Origin of the sequence: Glaciibacter superstes DSM 21135 (assembly GCF_000421145.1) — a bacterium.
GTDB classification, from domain to species: domain Bacteria; phylum Actinomycetota; class Actinomycetes; order Actinomycetales; family Microbacteriaceae; genus Cryobacterium; species Cryobacterium superstes.
Genome location: NZ_ATWH01000007.1, coordinates 26,975 through 49,688 on the forward strand (window position 1 = coordinate 26,975; position 22,714 = coordinate 49,688).

At 63.3% G+C, this 22,714-nt stretch carries 19 protein-coding genes; 2 read left to right on the plus strand and 17 right to left on the minus strand.

What is annotated here, in order from left to right:
* Positions 1-10 precede the first annotated feature (10 nt).
* From K323_RS0110795 to K323_RS0110810, 4 genes are all read right to left on the minus strand, one after another.
* The gene (locus tag K323_RS0110795; RefSeq protein WP_022885297.1) at positions 11-1,276 is read right to left on the minus strand and encodes an ABC transporter substrate-binding protein; all 1,266 of its coding nucleotides are present in this window, start codon (positions 1,274-1,276) and stop codon (positions 11-13) included.
* A 29-nt stretch (positions 1,277-1,305) separates the two neighbouring features.
* On the minus strand, positions 1,306-2,253 hold the full coding sequence (locus K323_RS0110800) for a substrate-binding domain-containing protein (protein ID WP_022885298.1): 948 nt from the start codon (positions 2,251-2,253) through the stop codon (positions 1,306-1,308).
* The gene (locus tag K323_RS0110805) at positions 2,246-3,367 is read right to left on the minus strand and encodes a mandelate racemase/muconate lactonizing enzyme family protein (protein WP_022885299.1); all 1,122 of its coding nucleotides are present in this window, start codon (positions 3,365-3,367) and stop codon (positions 2,246-2,248) included. Before K323_RS0110805 ends, K323_RS0110800 begins: the two co-directional genes overlap by 8 nt.
* 76 nt (positions 3,368-3,443) lie before the next feature.
* A complete protein-coding gene (locus K323_RS0110810) occupies positions 3,444-4,478 on the minus strand; it encodes a LacI family DNA-binding transcriptional regulator (RefSeq protein WP_157509409.1) in 1,035 nt (344 codons plus the stop codon).
* Positions 4,479-4,873: 395 nt separating this feature from the next.
* On the opposite strand from K323_RS0110810, the gene K323_RS0110815 reads away from it, so the two are divergent.
* Together K323_RS0110815 and K323_RS0110820 are read left to right on the plus strand one after the other, a co-directional pair.
* Positions 4,874-6,217, plus strand: a complete 1,344-nt coding sequence (locus tag K323_RS0110815) for a hypothetical protein (RefSeq protein WP_022885301.1) — start codon at positions 4,874-4,876, stop codon at positions 6,215-6,217.
* Positions 6,175-6,849, plus strand: coding sequence for a hypothetical protein (locus K323_RS0110820; RefSeq protein WP_157509410.1), 675 nt, complete (start codon positions 6,175-6,177; stop codon positions 6,847-6,849). The genes K323_RS0110815 and K323_RS0110820 overlap by 43 nt, the downstream gene beginning before the upstream one ends.
* Positions 6,850-7,106: 257 nt before the next feature.
* Here K323_RS0110820 and K323_RS0110825 read toward each other — a convergent pair whose 3' ends face one another.
* The 13 genes from K323_RS0110825 to K323_RS25455 all read right to left on the minus strand — a co-directional run bounded on the left by K323_RS0110825 (position 7,107) and on the right by K323_RS25455 (position 22,706).
* Positions 7,107-8,687 (minus strand): cytochrome b/b6 domain-containing protein, encoded by a 1,581-nt coding sequence (locus K323_RS0110825; RefSeq protein ID WP_022885303.1) that lies wholly within the window; start codon positions 8,685-8,687, stop codon positions 7,107-7,109.
* Positions 8,688-8,689: 2 nt separating this feature from the next.
* Positions 8,690-9,658 carry an electron transfer flavoprotein subunit alpha/FixB family protein gene (locus K323_RS0110830; RefSeq protein WP_026851534.1) on the minus strand — a complete coding sequence of 323 codons (969 nt, stop codon included), beginning with the start codon at positions 9,656-9,658 and terminating at the stop codon, positions 8,690-8,692.
* A gap of 2 nt (positions 9,659-9,660) precedes the next feature.
* Positions 9,661-10,437 (minus strand): electron transfer flavoprotein subunit beta/FixA family protein, encoded by a 777-nt coding sequence (locus tag K323_RS0110835; RefSeq protein ID WP_022885305.1) that lies wholly within the window; start codon positions 10,435-10,437, stop codon positions 9,661-9,663.
* A 444-nt stretch (positions 10,438-10,881) separates the two neighbouring features.
* The gene (gene fgd / locus K323_RS0110840; RefSeq protein ID WP_022885306.1) at positions 10,882-11,898 is read right to left on the minus strand and encodes a glucose-6-phosphate dehydrogenase (coenzyme-F420); all 1,017 of its coding nucleotides are present in this window, start codon (positions 11,896-11,898) and stop codon (positions 10,882-10,884) included.
* 186 nt (positions 11,899-12,084) lie between these two features.
* Entirely contained in the window at positions 12,085-13,503 is a 1,419-nt protein-coding gene (locus K323_RS0110850) for an aldehyde dehydrogenase family protein (RefSeq protein WP_026851536.1), read from the minus strand.
* Positions 13,504-13,529: 26 nt separating this feature from the next.
* A complete protein-coding gene (locus tag K323_RS0110855) occupies positions 13,530-14,951 on the minus strand; it encodes an aldehyde dehydrogenase family protein (RefSeq protein WP_211219846.1) in 1,422 nt (473 codons plus the stop codon).
* Between the two features lie 59 nt (positions 14,952-15,010).
* Positions 15,011-16,147, minus strand: coding sequence for an ABC transporter ATP-binding protein (locus K323_RS25445; RefSeq protein WP_022885310.1), 1,137 nt, complete (start codon positions 16,145-16,147; stop codon positions 15,011-15,013).
* On the minus strand, positions 16,144-17,193 hold the full coding sequence (locus tag K323_RS25450; RefSeq protein ID WP_022885311.1) for an ABC transporter ATP-binding protein: 1,050 nt from the start codon (positions 17,191-17,193) through the stop codon (positions 16,144-16,146). Before K323_RS25450 ends, K323_RS25445 begins: the two co-directional genes overlap by 4 nt.
* Positions 17,190-18,029 carry an ABC transporter permease gene (locus tag K323_RS0110870; protein ID WP_026851538.1) on the minus strand — a complete coding sequence of 280 codons (840 nt, stop codon included), beginning with the start codon at positions 18,027-18,029 and terminating at the stop codon, positions 17,190-17,192. Before K323_RS0110870 ends, K323_RS25450 begins: the two co-directional genes overlap by 4 nt.
* Before the next feature lie 56 nt (positions 18,030-18,085).
* Entirely contained in the window at positions 18,086-19,045 is a 960-nt protein-coding gene (locus K323_RS0110875) for an ABC transporter permease (protein WP_026851539.1), read from the minus strand.
* A gap of 105 nt (positions 19,046-19,150) precedes the next feature.
* On the minus strand, positions 19,151-20,740 hold the full coding sequence (locus tag K323_RS0110880; protein WP_084697194.1) for an ABC transporter substrate-binding protein: 1,590 nt from the start codon (positions 20,738-20,740) through the stop codon (positions 19,151-19,153).
* A 51-nt stretch (positions 20,741-20,791) separates the two neighbouring features.
* Positions 20,792-21,676 (minus strand): hypothetical protein, encoded by an 885-nt coding sequence (locus K323_RS0110885; RefSeq protein WP_022885315.1) that lies wholly within the window; start codon positions 21,674-21,676, stop codon positions 20,792-20,794.
* Positions 21,677-21,716: 40 nt separating this feature from the next.
* Complete coding sequence (locus K323_RS25455) at positions 21,717-22,706, minus strand: LLM class flavin-dependent oxidoreductase (protein ID WP_169515643.1); 990 nt, start codon at positions 22,704-22,706, stop codon at positions 21,717-21,719.
* Positions 22,707-22,714 lie beyond the last annotated feature (8 nt).

The following is a 22,714-nucleotide window of genomic DNA, read 5'->3' on the forward strand; positions in this document are numbered from 1 at the left end:
GAGACTGGTATCAGCCCTCGACCAGCGCGTCGTACTGCTGGACGATGTCGTCTGCGGCGTCCTGGGACGAACCGGCCTGGCCCGCGAGGAAGCGGGCGACGGACTCATCCAGCATGTTGTTGATCTTCGATGCGGACTCACTGTTGGGCTTACCCTTTGCTGATGCCACCGCAGCTGCAATTCCCGCGGTATAGAAGGCCTCGGCGACCTCGGGGACATCATAGGTTGCCTCCTGCACGGCCGACTTACCGAACTCGACGTAGCAGCCGAGGTCGGCTTCCTCGCTCGACATGAAGCTGGCGAAATCGATCGCCGCCTGCTGCTTCTTCGAGGTGGTCGGAACGACCCAGCCCCAGCCGCCGGCTTCGCCGCCGCCACCAGGCAAGGCTGCGAGGCCGATGTTGCCATAGACCTGGTTCTCAGGAAGCTCGTCCTTCAGCAGGTTGAGAACGGTGGATGGCATGGCCTCGATCATCGCGACGGTACCAGCCTGCATCTGGGCGCCCGTCTCCACGAACGTAGCGCTCAGCGCGCCCGAAGGGGAGGCGTCCACTGACGCTTTGAGCAGCTCGAGAGCTTCAACCACGAGATCGCCATCCAGGTCAGCAGCGCCGATCTGGCCACCGCCAAGTCCGTAGTACCGGTTCGCGAAGTCGGTGGCAGAGTGCTGCGTGGCCGCTTTCGTGGAGGTGCCGAAGACGCCGGGGTAATCGGGGTTATTCGTGAAGAAGTCAACTATCTCCGCGAAATCATCCCAGGTCTTCGGCGGCTCGAATCCGGCAGCCTCGAATAGGTCGGTCCGGTAGAAGAGCGTCTCAGCCTGAGCGCTGAACGGGATCCCCCATTGCTCGCCTTCAAACGTGTAGAGCTCACTCGCGCTCTGGATGATGCCATTCAGCCCCTCACTCTTCGCCGCTACTGCATCGTCGAGCGGCACGATGAATCCGGGTGCCGCGAACTCGCCAGTCCACTGGTACGCGAGCATCGCGACGTCATAGGCGTCCGTGCCGCTCGAGAGCGTCGTCAGCAGCTTGTCGTGATAGGTCGGGAAACCTTCGGAGATGACGTCGACGTGGATGCCGGTCTCATCCTCGAATGCGGCGGCGTACTCCTCAGCACACGGGTCGTACGCAGCGCTCGAGAGGATGAGCGCGGTAATCTCGGTGGCCGTCTCCTCCTGGCTCTGTCCGTCGCTGGCGCCAGCGCATCCGGTCACGAGAAGTGATCCGGCGGCGAGCATGCCGCCGAATGTCATCCAACGGGTGGTGATTCGCATAATGTGTCTCCTTTGACTGTGTTAAGGCCCTACCAGGTTTTGGGAATTAGGGTTCGTGCAGTGCGCGCGTCGAGATCGTGTTCGTCTCGCCAGCGCACGAATTCCTCGACGTTGTTCCGGGTATAGGTCCGCGGCTCGAGTTCGAGGGACTTTCCAGCACCGTCGGCGATACCGCCGAACAGCGCCAACACCTCATCTGAACCGAGGCGATGCAGGTCATGCACAGCCACAGCCGCGAGGTAACCGAAGTAGTACTCTCGTATCCAGACCGACGATTCCACTGCGCCGCTGCGGAGCAGCTCTACGGTTTCGGGAAGCATATCGAACCCGTGAATGCGAACGCTGGAGCCGATGTCGGCGGCGGCGCCAGCCAGCACTGCCGGGTGGTAACCGTACACACCAATGGCGGCGGCCGCGGTGGGATGTGCTGCGAGAAGGTCCCGGGCGTTGCGGGTGGCGACTGCCAGATCCTCACCATCGGGCGACGATACCGCGACGCTGACTCCGCCAGCTTCGAGAGCGGCAGTGAGCCCGCGCAGCTTGCCCACAGCGCCACGCGCATCGGCCGATCCGGCAAGCAGGAGCACCAGCGCACCGGGCCCGACGTCGGCCGCAATGCGTTCGCCCACGCGGCGACCGATCTCCTTCGGGTGGGTCATGCCGACGAATATGCTGCGGTGATCACGAGATGCGTCGAGGTCGAATGACACGACGGACACTCCACGGTTCCGAGCCGATTCGAGCACGGCGTCAAAGGCCGCTTCGACCGTGCCGACGAATGCGAGTGCGTCGACGCCGTCATCGAGAAGCTGCTCGAGCATGGTCCGCTGGACGTCGATATCCTCGTGTTCGGGGGCGCGGATCACGAGGTCTAGCCCCAGCGCCGAGGCTGCGTCGAGCCAGCCTGCGTTAACCATGTCCCAGTACGGGCTGCGGTTCTTCTCCACAACACCGACCCGGATGGGCTGATCAAGCATGGACGACCTCTGGGATCAGGCCCGACAGGTCGAGCCCTTCGATGCCGAGGCCCGGGGCATCATCAACAACGGCCTCGCCGTTGACGATGCGCACGCCGCCGCCCGTCGAAATGTCTGAGACGAGCAGCAGATGGCAGGCTACGCCGGTGTAGAGCGGGCGCCGCGAAGCGAGAGCGAGATGCGCCACCGCGGTGTTCGCAACCCGCATCTCATTGATCTCGTCGACAATGTAATCGACGTTCGCGGCTTCGGCCATCTTGATCATTTGCAGGCAGCGCTGGATACCGCCGACTCTGCTGATCTTGAGGCTCACGATGTCAGCAGCCTGGGCCGCGAGAATACGGCCCAGGTCTGCGACCGTGCGGATGCCGTCATCGAGCATCAAGGGCACGCGGGTGGCGTTGCGGATGCGTGCGGCACCAGCGATATCCGCGCCATCAATCGGCTGCTCGAGGATCACGTTGCTCGGAAAGCGCGGACGACGCTCCAGCACGCTGATGACCTTCATGGTCTCGTTTACGGACCAGCCCTGATTCACATCGAGACTGAGGACCACATCCTCTGGCACCGCGTCGAGCAATCCCTCGATAAGCGGGACGTCATAGTCGAGATCTCCGCTCATCTTCTGCTTGAATGCGCGGTAACCCTGCCCAATCAAGCTTTCGAGGTCGGTCAGGGTGCCCTCATATGTGGCCGGAGTGATATGGGACTTCACCCCGTCATGCACCCGCCCACCGAGCAACTGGTACACGGGTACGCCCATGATCTTGCCCGCGAGGTCGTGAAGTGCGATGTCGAGGCCAGCCTTGGCAGCGATGTTTCCCACCGGCGAGAGACGATCGATCGCCATGTTCGCGGCAGTGATGCCCAGAGGGTCGAGACCGATCAGGGCTGGCGAGATGTAATCGATCGCAGCAATAGTGCCGCCGGCATTTTCGCCGTAGATGCCGGGGGCGTGTGCTGCCTCGCCGATCCCGACGATGCCTTCGTCGGTGTGTATCTCGACAATTACGTTTGTCTGGGCGGGGGGCTTCGGATAAAAGCGCTTGTCAGCCTCGTACTCGGGCCGGTAACGGATCTCGACCGGAGTGGTGGTGATGGCGGTGATACGCATTTGATTCCTGTCTAACAGCGTCGTTAACGATAACGGTAACGGTAACGACTTACCAATGGGGTGTCAAACCGAAGGCTCAGCGGAGGTAGGCGGCGGTGCTCGCGCGGATGATGAGGCGCGGAGTGTCGTCTGGATCGATTTCAGGTTTCGTCTCGCCGTTCATCATGCGATTCAGGCGATGGAATGCGCGAGCGCCGAGCATCTGGAAGTCCTGGTGAACTGTGCTGAGCGGGGGTGTGTAGTGCGGCGAATCAGGACCGTCATCGTAGCCAACAACACTCAGGTCGTCAGGGATTCGCCGGCCGAGCTCGAAGGCGGCCCGATACAGCCCGAGCGCCATCTGGTCGTTGGCCGTGAATACTGCAGAGACGGACGGATCTCGCAGCAGCTGGAGCCCGGCCTCGTGCCCGGCGGCTGCACTCCAATCACCCTCGAGCACCGGCGGCGGGACAATACCTGCGGCCTCGAGGGTGGTTTGCCAACCGAGCATCCGCTGTTCGGCGCCTGTCCAGTCGAGCGGACCAGAGATGTGGTGCACTGAGGGGTGTCCAAGGTCGAGAAGATGTTGCGTCGCGGTTGCTGCCGCAGTGCGGTGGTCCATGCCCGTTACGACTACCCCGGCATCTGACGGCGCCCAGATCGCGAGCGTTGGTACCGCACTCACGAGACCTCGAAGCGCGTCGCCGCTGGAAACGAGTGGCGAGATGATGATGATCGCCTCGACCGACGATTCCTCGAGCCGCGCAATTGCAGACTGTAGGGAGTGGGAGTCGAGGGAGGACGAGGTCGCCACGATGACCGCAAGGTTCGCGTTGCGAGCCGCCTCCTCGACGCCGAAAAGCACCTGGGTGGGACCGTAGAAGTTGGTCGCCGGGCAGATCAGCCCGATCACCCCTGACCGGCCGCCCTTCAGGGCACGCGCGTACCGATTCGGGTGGAAATCGAGATCCTCCATGATCGCAAGCACACGTTGACGTGTCTCCGTGGACACATCCGGCCGATCGTTGAGCACCCGAGAGACGGTCATCTTGGAAACCCCGGCCGCGCGCGCTACCTCGGCAAGCCCCGCTCGTAGCCCTAATTGCACCGCGTCTCCTCCGTTAACGTTCACGTGGCCAGCGTATCGGTGTAACGACGGCTCCGCTCTCAGCAAGGCGCCCTCGTCATCGCCGCGAGCGCCTGGGTCTGGTGCCCTGTTACTTTCTTTGCACCGTTCGAGTCATTCTTGGAGGGTGTTGGCCTACCGTGCCGGCGTTGCTGCCCTCTAGTCGTTCATAATCCGGGATGTCCCTATGTTTTTGTCAACCTGCTCTCGGGGTCCTTTTCTTGTAAAGGTTCCCGTCGCACGCCGCCGCGACGATTGCCGACACTGGCCTGGCGAAGGCCACCACCGCGACTGGTCGGCTCGGCCCTGGCGTCCGCACCCGCGAATACTGGAACCCCCTCGGTATTACGTAACCAGCGCACCGAGACACCTCACGAAATCTGGCGGGTATCTACCCCTTTGTGGCCGATAACTCACTCGGTATTCGCGGCCCCGTCCTGGGGCTAGATCTCAATGCTGATGTCCTGTTCCACTTCTCGCCCTGGGACACCTACATGGATGCGGGCGAGAAAGGCACATTTTCAACCAACATTCTGGTCATGGGCTCCTACCGTGGTGGCAAATCCGGCACCATGAAGCAGCTCGCCTTCCGCTCACTCGCCTATGGGCACCAGAGCATCGTCCCCTCAGATTCCAAAGGGGAATGGGTGGTTGTCGCCGAAGCTGTGGGTGGGCAAATCATCGCCCTCGGCGGCAGCAACTCTGCTCACCGTCTGACTCCGCTTGACCGGGGGCCCCGCGCAAGCGGGTCCACCGATGAAGCAGACGAGCTGATGGTACGTGAACGCCGTCAGGAGACCCTGAAAAGCATCGTGCGAGCAAGCCTCGAGGACGGCGAACGTCTCCGCGCCACCGACACGGCAGCCCTGCTGTGGGCTCTGAGCTCCGCGATCGCGACAAGCGATGACCGCCCTATCATCCGCGATGTCCTGAACGCGCTGGTCAATCCGGACGTGAACTCGCCCGGTTACCGACCCGAGTTCAGCGAGGACAAGGCCATGCTCATCGCCACTCTCGACAGATTCGTCAATGGCGACCTCGGGCAACTTTTCGATGGACAGTCCACGGTCGTGTTCGATGAAAACGCCCCGATGGTCGTCGTCGACACGTCACAGCTGTGGTCGCGAGGGGAACTCGCAGCATCGCTGGCAGCGATCTGCACGAACTCCTGGATCCAGGCTGTCATCTCCGACCGACAAGCGCGGCGCACCCGCTACCTCATCCGCGAAGAAGGGTGGCGGGACATGGCATCAGAATCGTCGCTGAAGATGTACCGGCACTGGTTGAAACTGTCCCGCCATTACGGTGTCGCCAACATCATCATTCTGCACACCCTTGCCGATTTCGACGTCGTCGGGCCGGCCGGCTCGACGGCGCGTGCGTTAGCGACATCAATTGCCGGTGACATTGAGAACCGCTTCATCTTCCGCCAAAACGATGGCGAGTTCAGCCGCCTCATTACCGAGCTGCACATCCCCGAAAGTCACGCTCGACTTACCCGTTCACTACAACCCGGGGTATTCCTGGCGCAGATTGGAAAAGGCTCATACGTCGTCGACGCCTTCGTTACATCAACCGATCTGGAACGTGAGCTCTTCGACACGGACGAGGCCGTCGCCATCGGTATGGCGGCGTCCCCGGCGCACCCAGAAGACGATCTCGTCATCGACGACTTCTTCACCGACCTCGAACTCGATCGTTTGTGGCCATCATCACCCGAGCACGAATCCCACCTGGAGGAATGAACATATCCGACCAAGCACAACTAGAAATGATCGCCTCGGTCGATGGGTCTCACGCCGAACTGCATGGGCCGTCCGGGAGTGAACGTGTCTCTGCCGACAGCTATGCGGACATCCGCAAGCTCATCGTTCAACGTGCGTTGACCCTCGCCAGGCAGGAGAACGCGGAGGTGCGTCTGGCGCGGCAAGCCTGTTTCGTGCGACTGTCTAACGTCCTTACTCGCGGATCTGCAGATACCGCGGTGCGGGTCATCGTTTACGAGGGCCGCGAGGATGGCGAACACACACAGCGTGATGCGTCCACCGTCAAGCTGATGAAAGAGAAGAACCTCGTCCCTCCTGGTACGCAGTTCTTTGCCACCTCGCCCTCCGCGGAACCCCTGCTCTGGGCACCTGATGTCGCATCCTGGGCGCTTCGCTACCAACTCACGCGCGACGATGACCAGTATTGGTCCCACCTCGCCTCGGCAGCACAGATCGTGAGCGCTCCTAGCGGACGGCACATCGACCCGCACACGTTTCAGCGGCACGGTGCACTGGCGCAAATCAAACGAGACGATATTGACGCCGAACTCACGCGCACAGCGCACCGCCCCGCGGTCCCCGATAAGTCAGTATCGGAATGGTCCCGTTAAAGCGAACAATCTCCGGATCGCCGCAGCATATATCCGAAGGTCCAGATTCCTCATCGACGACTCTCTCCGTAAACGAGGACTAACGGGGACGAGAACTATTGTTCTGTCTCAATGTTACACCGCCTCAATTGAATGTGCACTGTCGGTGGTGGGAGGTAGAACGAGGGGGGATCAACCACAGAATCAGCGGCACCGGGTATCTCATACCGTAGGTTCGCTTCACTCACTGACCCGGTTCTCTTCCACCGAAACGGGGGTCAGCGTCCGGACACCGTGCCGAAGGCCTTCGCGATCGGCGCGAGCACGAGCGGCCTCGCGGCCACCCAGGCCCCGGCGATCACCACGAGCGACACCACGAACACCCAGAACCCGGTCCAGGTGACCGCATCCTGCGAGGCGTACATGTGGTTCAGGTTCCTCAGGAACCCGGTCAGCATCACGAGCGCCACGTGGGCGACGATGAACGCCACGAAGTACAGCATGATCGGGAAGTGCAGAGTGCGCGCCCACTCGACGGGGTATGCCTTCGACAGCCGCTCGGCTCTTTTGGGCCACAGCCCCGACATCCGGAACCCGGTGATCGCGGCGAGCGGAGCAGCAAGGAATACGGTCGTGAAGTACGCGAGCTGCTGGAGGCTGTTGTAGTTGTTCCATCCGTTCTCATGCGGCCAGTCGAACGACACGTACTGCAGCGCGGCCGAGAGGGCGTTCGGGAAGACCTCCCAGCTGGTCGGCACGATCCGCACCCAGTTCCCGGTGACGAAGAGTAGCGCGACGAAGATCACGCCGTTGACGAGCCAGAGGATGTCGAGCGACTGGTGGAACCACAGCGTGAGGCTGATCTTATCCTTCTGGTTGCCACGTGGAGTCCAGAAAACGGTCGGCCGCTTCTCCGTGCGAACTCGCAGACCGGAGCGGATGATCAGCACCATCAGGAATCCGGTGAAGAAGTGCTGCCAGCCGATCCACGGTGCGAATCCCGGTGCGACCGCTATCCCCGGCTCGTACTCGCCAGGGAACGTGGCGAGGAAGTCCTGCATGAACGGGAAGCTCAGGAGCGTCCGCACGAAGGCGATCGCGGCACCCGCGAGCACCCCGAGGGCCGCAGCCCCCACCAGCACCGCGAGTGCTCGCGTCCAGCTGCGGGAGAAGCGGGACCTTCTGGGCGCGGAAGTCCCGGGAAGCCCCGCCCCTCCCGGCCGTGCCGTGCTCGTGAAGGGCAGCGGCGTGGAGAGATCGGGGCGAGTGGATGCCGTGAGCGGGACCGCCTGCGCACCAGCTCCGGGGGGCTCCGGAGGGGCTGCGACCGATGGCGCGTTGGCGACAACTGCGCCCGGTTCGATGCCGGGCACCGCTGAAGCCACGGTGCCTGCCGGGGGCCACGGCTGCCCGCCCTTCACCCGTGGAAGGCCGTGGCGCCTGGTTAGTTCAACACCCGGCACGAGAACGCTCGTCGAGGGCCTTGCAGCCGTTGCGGCGACTGCGGCTTCGGAGGCAAAGCACGACGGCTGCAGCGCAGCTTCGCTCACTGCTTTCGACATCTGCTCCGTCAGCCGAGGCAGCGTCTGCGAGGTCGTCGCTCCAACCGGCGACCAAGTCGGTTGGTCGGGGGGCCAAGCCTCGCCGCCCGCAACGAGCGGGAGGCCGCGACGAAGGCGGATGCCGGCGGCCAGGTCCCGCTGCCCCGCGGCATCAGTCGACGCCGCTCCCGACCGGGCGGGTTCATCCGCGGAGACCCACGGCTTTTCAGCAGCAGCGATCGCGACGACGGTAGCCGGAGGCCACGGCTGCCCGCCCTTCATCCGCGGCAGGCCGTGGCGCAGCATCCGCTCGGCCATCGCTACTTCTTCCGCGCTTCGAGCGCCTCGATGATCTGTGGCACGACCGCGAACAGGTCGCCCTCGATGCCGAAGTCGGCGATGTCGAAGATCGGCGCTTCGCCGTCCTTATTGATCGCGACGATCGTCTTCGCAGTCTGCATGCCGGCGCGATGCTGGATCGCACCGGAGATGCCCACGGCCACGTAGAGCTGCGGCGACACCGAGACCCCGGTCTGCCCCACCTGATGGGCGTACGGGATGTATCCGGCGTCCACTGCGGCGCGCGAGCCGCCGATCGCGGCTCCGAGCGCGTCGGCGAGCTGCTCGACGAGCACGAACTGCTCCTTCGAGCCCAGTCCGCGTCCGCCCGACACGACCTTCGAGGCACCGCGCAGCTCGGGACGCGAGGAAGCCTGCTCGACGGCGGTGATCTCGCCGGCCACCGCCGCCACCGCACCGCTAGCGGGGACCTGCAGCTCCTCGACGGTGGCAGTCGCCGCGTCAGCGCGAGCACCCACCGCCCCCTGGCGCACAGTGATGACCGGGGTGCCATGCGTGGGCGCGGAGTTGGTGAGGAACGAGCCGCCGTATACAGAGTGATGCGCCACGATGCCCTCCTGATCGCGAGTCACGCCAATCGCGTCGACCGAAACCGCGAGCTTCTCGCGCACAGCGAGGCGCCCGGCCACGTCGCGGCCGGCGATCGAGTTCGAGATCAGCACGGCGTCCGGCTTCACCTGGCGATATGCGGCCTGCAGGGCGTCGGTGATCGGTACTGTTAGCGCGGCGGGATCGCCGGGGGCCGTGAGCACCACCTGCGCACCAGCGATAGCAGCAGCATCTGTCGCGCCCAGGTTCCCCCCGACGATAAGCGCAACGGGTGCGCCGATGGTCGATGCGGCGCCGATCAGCGCGCCTGTGCTGCTCGCCACGCCGCCTGCAGGGTCGACGTCGATGACGACGAGGATCGGGTTCTCGGGGTAGCCCATGCTCACACCAGCTTGTTCTGCATAAGGAACTCAACGAGCTGCCCGGCAGCGTCTCCATCATTGGTGATCTTGATGCCCGCGGCGCGCGGCGGCTTCTCCGACACGGCGGTCAGGATCGTGCGCGGCGCGGCGGCCGGGTCGGCCGACACCCCGAGATCGGCGAGCGAGAGCACCTCCAGGGGCTTTTTCTTCGCCGCCATAGTGTTCTTGAGATTGGGGAAGCGTGCATCCGGCAGCGCCTCGGTGATGGAGATGACCGCGGGGAGCGGCGCCGCGACCTCCTGTGTACCCGCGTCGGCGCTGCGGGTTCCGGTGACGCTATTGGCGCCGATCTCGACCGCGCTCAGCGCGGTGGCCTGCACGTAGCCGAGGTGCTCGGCGAGCATGGCCGGGATCATTCCGCCGGAGCCGTCCGTGGACAGATTGCCGGCGATCACGAGGTCGGGCTCCCCGCGGCGGATGGCAGCGGCCAGGGTCTCGGCTGTGAGCCCCAGGTCGGCGCCCCGCAGGTCTTCGTCGACGATGTGCACGGCTGATGCTGCGCCAATTGCGAGTGCGCGGCGCACTGAGGCCGTCGCCGATCCGGGAGACATCGACAGCGCGACCACGTCGGTGTCAGGGTTCTCATCGGCGTAGCACAGCGCGACTTCGAGCGCTCGCTCGGTGATTTCGTCGAGCACCACATCGCCGGTGGCACGATCCGTCAGGCCGGTCTCCGGGTCGAGCTTGCGGTCACCGTAGGTGTCGGGCACTTCCTTCACCAGGACATAGATCTTCATCGACAATTCCTCACACTGCAACGAGTCTAGTCATCTGAACGCTTCACTGTATACACCATCTGTACAACAGTATACAGGAGGATCCCGTGAGGCGCTCCGGAGCCGGGAAAATCCTGAAGACGACGGAGAGGACCGCTCGCGGCACATCAGTCCCGATCCGCTCACGGATCGGGCGCTCCCCTGGCGCGGATCGAGACGCATCCCGTCGACGGCACACCGCTGATCGCATTCTCCGATCCGGCCGAGGCTGAAATCTCTGCCGTGTAGCTTCGCCCCCGGACGATCCCCCGGTGAGGTGGACGGAGGGAAGCTCCGCCCAGACAACTCGATGCATCCTCCTCGCGCGAGTCAGGCAGCTCAGGCGCTGGTTGGTCGGCATTACTCGGGAAGGACCTCGCGCTCGGACACTGCTGCCTCGCTCGGATGTCTGGGCCCGCGCGGGCATCAACCGACAGCCCGCAGCCGCGGCGCGAGATCTCGCTCGAACAGCGTCATAAAGCGCTCCTGGTCCTGCCCGGGGGCATGGAAGACAAGGTGATTGAAACCCCAGTCCACGTATTCCTTCACCTGCGCGACTACCGCCTCCGGATCCGTGCCGACAATCCATCGCTTCGCGACCTGTTCGATCGGCAGGGCGTCTGCCGCCCTCTCCATCTCGATCGGGTCGGTGATATCGTGCTTCTGCTCCTTCGACAACGACAGCGGCGCCCAAAACCGGGTGTTCTCCCGCGCCGCTTGCTCGGTCTCCTCATAAGAGAGCTTGATCTCGATCATCCGGTCCACGTCCGTAAAGGAGCGACCGGACGCCGCGGTACCCTCCTTCAGGGCGGGGATCAGCGCGTCAAGATAGAGCTCGCGTCCCTTCCCGGACGTGCAGATAAAGCCGTCACCGACCCGCCCGGCATACTTCGCCACCAGGGGCCCTCCCGCCGCGATGTACACCGGGATACCGTCCTTGGGAACGTCGTAGATGGTCGCCTCATGCGTCGAGTAGTACTCTCCATCGAACGTTGTGCGCTCCCCGGACCAAAGCGCCCGCATTAGCCGGACAGACTCCCTCAGTCGAGCGAAACGTTCCCGGAACTCCGGCCACACCTGCTCCCCCGCGCCCTGGAATCCCGTGGCGATCTCGTTGAGCGCCTCACCGGTCCCGATACCCAGGAAGATCCTGTCCGGGGTCAGGCACCCGAGGGTCGCGAATGCCTGGGCGATCACAGCAGGGTTGTACCGGAACGTCGGCGTCATCACGCTCGTCCCGATCCGGATCCGCTCGGTGCGCTCCCCGACGGCAGCCGCCCAGGCAATCGAGAACGGGGCGTGCCCGCCGGTGTAGCGCCACGGTTGGAAGTGATCGCTCACCGCAACAGACTCGAAGCCGTGCCTCTCCGCGGCCACGGCAATCTCCACCAGTTCTCGCGGCGCGAACTGCTCCGCGGAAGCCTTGTACCCCAGTGTCAACATCAGCTTTCCTCTCCGTTGCGGGTGGCCGTCTGGTCCACCCGGCGTCCTTCCTCATATCCAGCGCGCCAGGCCTCGTCCGCTCCCAGCCGAAACATGTCTCGATCTGCCGCCCGGACGATGCTCGCCGCCCCCGGCGGATCGAGTTCACCCACGGAATGTCGAATATCGTCCGCAGGTCTTCTCTGGTCAGGGTCGACCGATGGTGATGAGTCGTTGCTCGGTCATCTCTCGCACGGCGTATGCGGGACCCTCGTGGCCCTCGCCGCTGTCCTTCACCCCGCCGAACGGCATCAGGTCGGACCGGTTGCTGGACGACGCGTTGATGTGAACCGAGCCCATCCGGATCTTCTCGGCAGCATCCATCGCAGTGCCGATGTTGCTGGTGAAGATGCCCGCCGACAATCCGAACGGCGTGTCGTTGACTTCATCGATGGCATCGGCCAGAGCGGTGAACGGTCTGATCATCACCGCGGGGCCGAACAGCTCCTGCGACATCACCTTCATCTGTGGGGCCACCTGCGTCAGGACTGACGGCATCACCACCCGCCCCTCTCGGCCTCCTCCATAGACCTTGTGCGCACCTTCCGAGACGGCCTCGTCGATCCAAGCGTCCACCCGTGATGCACTGGCCTCGTTGATCAACGGACCAATATCGGTCGCAGTGGCAGCCGGATCCCCGACCACTCGCTTGTCGAGCAAGCCAGTGATCAGGTCGATCAGGTCCGCCTCGACTCCTGCATGGACATACAGCCGCTGCAGCGACGTGCACACCTGGCCCGCCTTACGGAAGGCGGACCCGACGCAACCCGCCGCAGCGTGCTCAATGTCCGCGTCCTCGCAGACGATCGTGCTGGAGATGCTGCCCAGCTCAAGCTGCGCGCGACGCACGCCGATCGTTCGGCGGATGATCCGGCCGACCTCGGTGCTGCCGGTGAAGGCGTAGAACCCGAAGACCTTGTCCTCCAGCAGCCAGGTTCCCACCGTCGAGCCGGGACCATGCGCGACTGCAATCAGCTCAGGCGGTAGGCCCGCCTCGATCAGCAGCCCGACGATCAGGTTCGCCGTCCGCGGCGTGTGGAGCGACGGCTTGATCATCACTGCGTTCCCCGCGGCTATCGCTGGCGCGACCTTGTGCAAGAGCACATTCAGCGGCGAGTTGAACGGCGTGATGGCGCAGACCACTCCGATCGGCACCCGCAGGGTGAAACCCCACGCCCTCGGCGCCTGGGGTGCGGCGTCCAGAGGGACCATGTCCCCAGTCAGGCGCCGCGCCTCAGACGCGCTCAGTTGGAGAGTGTCGACTGCTCTCTCCGTCTCCGCGACGGCATCGCCGCGCGGGAATCCAGTATCGAGCATGATGCTCGCGACAAATTGATCCGCTCGCACCGCCAGCATTTCCGCCGCCAGCGAAAGAATCTCATATCGTCGAAACGGCGTCAGCCTCTGTTGCTCCTGGGCGGCAGCGAGAGCGCGGGCTGCACGGGACAGATCCTGCTGACCCGTTACCACCACTCGACCATTCAGTTGACCGGTGTACTTGTCGAGGACATCTTCCTCGGAGTCGCCCGATTCGCGCCACTGACCTTCGAGAAACGACGGGATCATTTCCGTTGCTCCCGCTGCCACCCTCGTCATAGCGCAGCGAACACGGACTTGGTCTCCAGGAAAGCCTCCAGACCCTCCGGTCCCAACTCGCGTCCCCAGCCGGATTGCTTATAGCCACCCGTCGGCATCGCCACGTCGGACAGACCATGCACATTGATGCCGACCCGGCCGGCCTTGATTGCACGGGCCACCCGGTGCGCCTTCTGGACGTCCTTGGTCCAAACGCTGGCAGCCAAGCCATACGGGGTGTCGTTGGCGCGGGCTGCGATCTCGTCAATGTCCTCATAAGGCATCGCGGCCACGACCGGCCCGAAGATCTCTTCCTGCACGGCGAGCATGTCCGGTCGCAGGTCGGTCATCACCGTGGGCGCGATGTAATATCCGGTATCCGGGGTGGTTCCACCGACCCGGACTGCCGCGCCTTCGCGCACACCGCTGTCGATATAGCCCATCACCCGTTCCCGCTGCTTAGCCGAGACAAGAGGCCCCATCTGCGTGCCCGGCTCCAGACCGTAGCCGATTTTGAGATTGGCAGCGATGCCAGACACTCCCTCCACCACCTGGTCGAAGTGCCTCCGGTGCACCAGCAGTCGAGATCCGGCCGTGCAGACCTGTCCCGCGTTGGAGAAGATGGCGTTGGCGGCGGCCGGGATTGCAGCCTCGATGTCGGCGTCATCGAGGATGACGACCGGCGACTTTCCGCCGAGCTCCAAGGTGAGCTTTTTCAGATTCCCGGCAGCGGCATGGATGATCTGCTTGCCGACTTCAGTGGACCCAGTGAATGCCACCTTGTCGACATCGTCGTGCCCGGTCAGGCCAGCGCCCGCCTCGTGGCCCAATCCGGTCAGGACGTTGACCACACCGGCAGGGACTCCGGCGTCCATGCACAGTTTACCAAGCCACAGCGCCGTCAACGGTGTCTCCTCCGCTGGCTTCAGGATGCAGGTGCATCCGGCAGCCAGCGCCGGGGCGATCTTCCACGCCGCCATCAGCAGCGGGAAGTTCCAGGGAACGATCAGCGCAGCGACGCCGATCGGCTCTCGCAACGTGTAGGCGTGGTAATCCCGTCCTCCGGACATCAGCTCCATACTCCGACCACCGATCTTGTCGGCCCACCCGGCGTAGTACCGGAACACTCGGGCAACCGTCGCCACGCCGCCCTTTGCGGATGCAATCGGCATGCCCTGATTGCGCGACTCCAGCTCGGCAAACGCATCAGCGTTCTGCTCGATGAGGTCCGCGATGCGCCAGATGATGCGAGAGCGTTCAGCGGGGGCAAGCCTGAGCCAAGCCCTGCTGTCGAACGCCTGACGCGCCGACGCGACCGCGTCGTCGACATCAGCGATTTCGCCACGAGCCACCTTGGCGATGACCTCCTCGGTGCCCGGATCGAACACGTCGAAGGTCTGCGACGAATGGGCGCTTACCCACTCACCGCCGATGAGCATCGGCCATTCGGCAACGTCGCCTCGCGAGCGATCGATGGCCGGAAGTGAAAGTGTGTGAGTCATGATTCCTCCGTTGCTGCTGTGTCTGACTTCGTGCTGCCGCTTTTCGATACTTGATGCGTCATGGTTCCCGTCATATTGTTTCCTGAATCTCCGCTGGTTGCGGATGTTTGAGATGGGCGCGATGAGGCCGACGAGGGCAACAGGTCCCGAGGTGTGCCGGCGTCGGTGATGCGCCAGAAATGGCAGGCCACCTGCCGGCCGTCCGGTGTCGTCTCCAGAGCGGGATCCACTCTGGAGCAGATGTCCTGCGCAAGAGGACAACGGGGGTGAAACCGGCATCCCGACGGCGGCGAGATCAAGCTGGGAGGCTCGCCACGCACCCGGCTGTCCTTGGCCCGCCGACCGCTCGAATCCAGTCGAGGGACTGCCGCCAGCAGCATCCGAGTGTACGGGTGCAGCGGCGCCTCAGTGATGAGGGCAGTTTCGCCTGATTCCACGATTCTTCCCGCGTACATCACGACGATCCGATCGGACAGGTAGCGAACAACGCTCAGGTCGTGGGCGATGAACAGGCACGCGATGGAGAGTTCGCTTCGGAGCCGCCTGAACAGCTCGATCACCTGCGCTTGAACGCTGACGTCGAGCGCCGATACCGCCTCATCGCAGACCAGAACTGTCGGCTCGGGCGCCAGCGCCCGTGCGATTCCGACGCGTTGACGCTGCCCGCCGGAGAGCTCATTCGGGTGCCGCTCAGCCAGCGCCGTGCTCAGGCCGACCAGCTCGAGAACCTCCTCCACTCGCTGGCGCCGCTTCCCGCGATTCAGGTTGTGAATCGCCAATGGTTCCTCGATGATCCCCCGGATGGTCATTCGCGGGTTCAGGCTGTCGTAAGGGTCCTGGAAAACCGCTTGAACCTCCTGGTGCATCTGCATCGCTTGCGCTCGAGTGAGCTCCGCCGTACTGGTTCCTCTGAACTTCACCGTGCCGCCAGCGAGAGCCTGCAGCCGAAGCATGGCACGGCCGGTCGTAGTCTTCCCGCATCCGGATTCCCCGACCAGGCCGACCACTTCTCCGGCACTGACGGACAGATCAACGCCATCAACGGCCGTGACGGTGTAACTGGCACCGCGCAGGCCCTTGCCCCTGACCTTGAAGCTCACGCTCAGGTTCTCGGCAGTCAGCAGCTCGCTCATCCGTCAAGCTCCTCTCTCATAGTCGTCGCGGCGAGCACCTCGTGCGCCCTGGGTTGAACCCAGCAGGCGGAGAGATGGTCGGCACTGATGTCCATCAGCTGTGGATCGTCGGTTTCGCAACGGTCTACCGCGACCGGACAGCGGGCGCGAAAGGCGCATCCCTGGTCAGCACCGATCCGCTGATACGGCGCACCGGGGATCACGGCCAACTCGACATCCCGGTCGTGATCAAGCTGCGGCACCGCGTGCAACAACGCCGCTGTGTAGGGATGCCGAGAGTTTGCGAAGACCTCGGAGACGGGCCCGACCTCAACGATGCGTCCGGCGTACATGATCGCAACCCGGTCCGCCAACCCTGCCACCACACCCAGGTTGTGCGTCACGAACAGGACCCCCATGCCGATTTCGTCGATGAGATCGCTGAGCAGATCGAGGATCTGCTGTTGCATGGTGACGTCCAGGGCGGTCGTCGGTTCGTCGGCGATCAGCACTTCCGGTCCGCAAGCGATAGCCATTGCGATGACGATGCGTTGCAGGGTACCCCCGGACAGCTGCTGCGGGTAGGAGTCGAGCCGCTGCTCGGCGTCCGGAACCCCGACAGCCTGCAGTAGCTCGATTGCTCGCGCGCGGGCGTCTCGCCGACCAAGGTCGGTGTGCTCCCGGATCATCTGAATCAGCTGGCTGCCGATCAACTTCACCGGACTGAGCGCCGTCATAGGATTCTGCAGGACCAGTCCTACATGACGTCCGCGGATGCGGCGCAGCCGGCTCGAGTTGAGCGTCATCACATCGGTTGCCCCCACCAGGATCTCACCGCTGACTTCGCTGCCGTGATTCAACTCAGTCAGCCGCAGCACCGACGTCCCGGTTGCAGTCTTACCGCTCCCGGACTCGCCGACCAACGCCAGCACTTCGCCGACCCTGACGTCGAAGGAAACGCCGTCGACCGCTCGCAGTCGACCATTAGGAGTAGCGAAGCTGACGCGCAGGTCCCGGACGCTCAACGCCACGCCGGTCTCTTCTCGCTCAGCAGCCTCGACGCTCATCGTCGGATCCTTTGACGTGAGAGTGTGCGTGGATCGAAGTAATCACGTAGCCCATCGCCGATCAGGTTGAATGCCAACAACGCCAGGAAGATGAGTGCACCGGGAGCCAGGCACTGCAGCGGCGCATTGGCCAAGAACACATAGCCGTCCTTCAGCAGCCCTCCCCAGTTCGGGGCAGGCGGCGGGAGTCCGAGTCCGAGGAAAGCCAAGCTAGCGGATATGAAAATCGCCTGCCCAGTGTCCAGGGCTACTTGGACAGTGATGATCTCGGTCATATTGGGAAGCTCATGCCGCATCATGATGCGCGTCGACGAAGCCCCCGAAACACGGGCCGAGTCGACGAATTTACGATTCGCGAGGGCACGGACTTCACCTCGAACGAGCATGGCGGTACGGGGAATGCTGGAGACGGTCACCGCGATCAGAATCGAGGTGAAGCTCGACCCCAGCGCGAACGAGATCGCCAGCGCCAGAATCAGGCTAGGAAATGCCAAGACCGACTCCATAGCACGCATGATCACGGTGTCGACAGCGCCCGGGCGCTGTCCGGCTATCAGCCCCAGAATCACGCCGATGACTGTCGCCGACACCCCGGAGAGAACTGCGATGTACAGGGTGTCCTTACCCCCATAGAGCACGCGCGACCACACGTCGCGTCCCAGCAGGTCCGTTCCCAGCCAGTGCTCGCCGGAAGGAGGCAACAGCGTAGCGTTCGGATTATTCTGTAGCGGATCATATGGCGCCAGCACAGGAGCCAAAACTGACATCAGCACCAGCAGTGCCAGCAGCGCCGTGCCGCAAGTGAGTCGGGGGTACGCCCAGACGAAGTCGAGCACCCCTCGCTTCGATACTGGCACCTTGATGGCCAGGAACGCGGAGGTCCTGGGAATAGTCATGCCTTCACCGCCCGTAGTCGAGGATCGATGATGCCACCGAGCACATCCACCACCCAGGTGATCAGGGTCACACCCACCGTCACCAACAGCACCAGCGCCGAGATCACCGGAAGATCGCTACCCAAGATGGAGTTCGCCAGAAGGGTGCCGACGCCCGGTACGGAGAAGATCGCCTCCGTCACGACAGCACCACCGACCAGGCTGGCGAGATTCAAACCCACCGCCACCAGGATCGATCCTGCTGCGCTGTGCAGTCCGTAACCGAACAGCACGGTTCTGCGCGACAGACCACTGGCTGTAGCACGCGTGATGTACTCCTCGGAGTACACTCGCAGCAGGATCGAGCGGGTGAACCGGGCCAGGTTGCCGATGTACCCCATGGCCAGCGTGACCGCAGGAAGCACCATGTAGTACAGGTTCTGCACTGGATTCTGGAAGAACGGGACGTAACCGCCCGAGGGGAATAGCGGAACGATCATCGCGAACAGGTAAACCAGCAGTACGCCCAGGAAAAAGTTCGGGACCGACAACATCAGAACAGAGGCTCCCGACGTGATCGTGTCAGCCGGCCGGTTATGCCGCGCCGCTCCCACCATCCCGAGCGCCACGCCGAAGAAAACGGCGATGAGCAGGGCCAGCAGTGTCAGCTCGAAAGTAACGGGCAGCGCGGCACCGATCATCTCGGAGACGTCCTGCGGGCGCAGGTAGGATCGGCCGAGATTACCTGTCAGAACCCCCGTGATCCAGAGCCAATACTGCACTGGAAACGGGCGATCGAGGAACAGACTCTGTCTGATCTGGGCGATCTGTTCCGCGCTCGCGCCGCTTTCCTGCCCACCGAGAATTGTACTGACAGGATCTGGCAGGACCACTCGCGTCACGTAGAACGTGATCACACTGACCAGGAAGACCACCACGACAGTCGAGAGCAGACGACGCAATGTAAACGTAATCATCTCCGCCTGCACCTCCATTCGTCATGCGGATACTTCATAGTTGACAACCAAGACACGTGTCTCGGTTCGATCGGGCTTCAGGGGCTTCCTGCGCGGCGTTGCCGGTCAGTCCATCCACATGTCCTTGAAGCGGATGATGCCATCGCCGTACTGTTCGACACCGTGCAGGTCCGTGCGGAAGGCGATCGTGTTGTCAGGCCATGCAACCGACAGAGACACGGCGTCTTCGGCGAGAAGCGAATAGACCTCGCCGTACAGCGGCGCGGCCTCTTTGTGGTCGTTGATCGCGGCCGCCTGGTCGAGCAGTTCGTCTACCTTTGGGTTGTTGTAGTGGTTCGAGTTCTGGGCGCCCTCACTGTGGAATACGATGCGAAGCAGACCGTCGGGATCAGCCCGCGGTGACCAGCTGGAGATCCACCAGGGGATGCGTCCGGCTTTGATCTGCGAGTTGTAGTCGGCCGCGGGGGTGGTCTGTAGTGTGACGTTCATTCCGGTCTTCTTCAATCCGTCGAGCATCGCCTGCGCCACAGCACTGTTGCGCGATTGCGACGATGTTCCCAGCGGGATCTCGACGCCCGGGTCCGCGGCTTTCTCCAGGAAGTCCTTCGCCTTCTTGACATCGAAGTCGTAGTCCGGGCCAGCGAAGTTCTTGTCGACGGCCCAGCCGACTCCGATGGGCGTATTCGCCGGCCTCGCCTTGCCCTGGTAGACGGTCTTGATCACCGCATCCTTGTTGATTCCGTACGCGATGGCCTTACGGATGTTCACGTCATCGAACGGCGCGGAGAGATAACTGACCGTGGAGAAATACCACACACCGGTCGGATTCGTCATTGACGTCACACCTTGCGCTCCAGCGATCGTCGGAATCAAGCTGGGATCCAGCTGATCGATGATGGTCGCCTCTCCGGTGCGCAATCTGGTTATCTGAGATGACGCCTCCGGGACGCCGTCGAACCGGATGCTGTTCAGATAGGCGGAGCGCGCGTTCCAGTTCTTGTCGAACCGCTCCAACACGATGTAGCTGCCCTGCTGGAACTCTGCGACCTTGTACGGACCGGTCCCCACTCCGTGGGCGCCGTAATCCTCACCGTACTTCTTGATCGCCGTAGGAGACGAGATGAATCCCGGTCGCTCGCCGAGGGATGCCAGCAGCGGACGCCAAGGGCGATCCAGCTGGATCACGACCGTCAGCGCATCCGGGGCTTCGACCGACTTGATAGCCACGAGATGGCCCGCCTGCCCCGACTTCGTCGCAGGGTCTCGCACCCGGTCGAGGTTGAACTTCACCGCCTGAGCATCACACGGCGTGTCGTCATGGAAAACGACATTTGGTCGCAGCTTGAAAGTCAGAGTCGTATCGTCGTTGCTGTATTTCCACTCGGACGCCAGATCCGGGACTACCTTCAGGTCCTTGTCATAGGTGACCAGACCGTTGTACATCGCGTAATACACGAAACGCTCCGAATACGCTGCGGAGAAAGCCGGATCCAAGGTTCGCAGATCGAAGTTGCCCGCATACTTCAGATCCCCCCCGACTCTCTTCTTACCGCCATTGGTCGAACCCGTCGTACCAGTCCGACTAGGCGACACTCCACAACCGGCCAACAGGCCACCGGCGGCCACCCCCCCTCCCAGAAGGAGCAGTCCCCTGCGGGTTATCGGCAGAGAAAATGATTGAGTTTCGTACTTCATAACGGCAGATCTCCTCTTCAGTGAGCTGATGTACCAACAGCAGGTTTCGTATTACAGGGCATCGGGTTCGGGCGCGCGTGTGAACGTCATTCTTTGGCGCCCGTCCGCACGCAATGTGGCGGCGATGGCGGCGAGACCCTCCAGCGAGCCATTCACCATGGCGACGGGCGCCAATTTCAGCGCACCACCGGCAACCGCGCTGCGCATAATAGTGGGCTCTCTCAAGACGAATCGAAATCCTCGCCACGGTTCGGACGGCAGGTAGTACAACCCTCCGGGAGCGAGAACCTGAGTTGTGGCGGAGGATGTCAACGGCAGCGGCGTTTCACCTTCGCGTCCTCCTAGTTCGTTCCAGAACCGGGTGATCGGTCCACCGGCATAGGTGTTGGTGGCCGTTCCCCTCATCGGCAGCAAGTCACGCACCGCCTCGATCAGCGCCGGATCGGCGTCAGCGCGAAAGACCAGCGGAGCGGTCACATCGCCCAAGGTCACATGCATATCTGCCGCATCGGCCTGCGTGTCCGCGACATCGACCTCCCGCACGATCGTCGCGGCCGCGCCATCGAACTGCGCGGCACGAGCCAGTTCCTGCAGCCGGGTCGTGTTCGTCTCAATCACGCCGATCGGGACAATGGGTCGGATCACCTCCGCCGCCTGACTCTTGGCGTCGCCATAGCCCAGGGTGATGCGCCGGCTCACCGGTTCGTAACCCACCAGGCCGAGATACTGATAGGGGTAGCGGAGCTCGATCCCGGCCTCCGGAGATCCGGAGCTTGCTACTGGACCGAGTGAGGTGAGCAGCGCGCCGCTCCATTGATCCTGTCCCAGGCGAAATTTGCCCTGAGGTAGCAGGAACTGTGCAGGATCCAGCCCGCCCGCAATCGCACGGACCGGAAAGACCTCGCCATTGATGTCGATCGCGACGGTGTTAGTCACGTGTGCCTCCGCAATTCAGATTGGATCGTAGAATTCATGGTCATCGGAGCGCGGCCGCCACTGCTTCGCAGTCATCGACCACGTCGTCGACGGCGTCGCCCAAGAAGATCAAGGCAACCTGATCAGTGCCCGCCGCGGCCAGCGCTTCGACGTGCTCCACCGCGGCTGCCGCTGAGCCCAGAATGTTACGCTCCTCGAACTCGGCGATCAGCTCATCCTCCGATTTGCCGGTGAACGTGACCTGCCTGCGAAAATGCTGGCTCTCGACCAGCCGGCTCCGAGCAGATCGTCCGCCGCCCTCCAGGCATACCCACGTCTGGACAGCCAGCGGAAGCTCGGTCTCAGCACGACCGTGTTTGGTCAGCGCCCTCGCCATCTGCTCTCGCTTCACCACGACCTGCGCCGGCGATCGGCTCGCGAGGATCCAGCCGTCGGCCAACTCTGCCGCCCGATCGAGCCCGAGATCCGAGTCGCCGCTTGTGTAGATCGGCAGCGTTCCCACAGGCTTGGGGAAGCTCCCGACGTCATCAAACTCGAACTCCGTGCCATGGAATGACGCAGATTCCTGCTCGAACAAAGCGTGCAGCGCCTGGATGAGCTCGCTCAGGGTCCTGCCCCTGTGTCGGCGGGGCGAACCCGGGCGAGCCAACATGGTCGTCTCCTCGACATACGTCCCGATACCGAGGCCCGCGATGACGTTGCCGCCGTTGATCTGGTCGAGAGTAGCCAGTTGCTTCGCCAGGAGCAACGGGTGATGCAGCGGCGCGACCAGCGTTCCAAACACCAGCTGCATACCCGGCACCTGACCAGCCACGTTCGCCATGATCATTAGCGGGTCATAGAAGTTCGGAACCCCCGATGCCGTTGCGGCGACAGCGTTCTGGGTGATCAGATGCTGGTTTCCCCACAGCGACGTGTATCCGGCGTCGGCGGCCACGCGGCTGAGCCGTACAATGTCCGCTGGCGAGGCGAATCCCGGGGCGTAGGCAATTCCCTCACGGCAAGTGGAAATCCCGAATCCTAGCTGCACGATTTGCT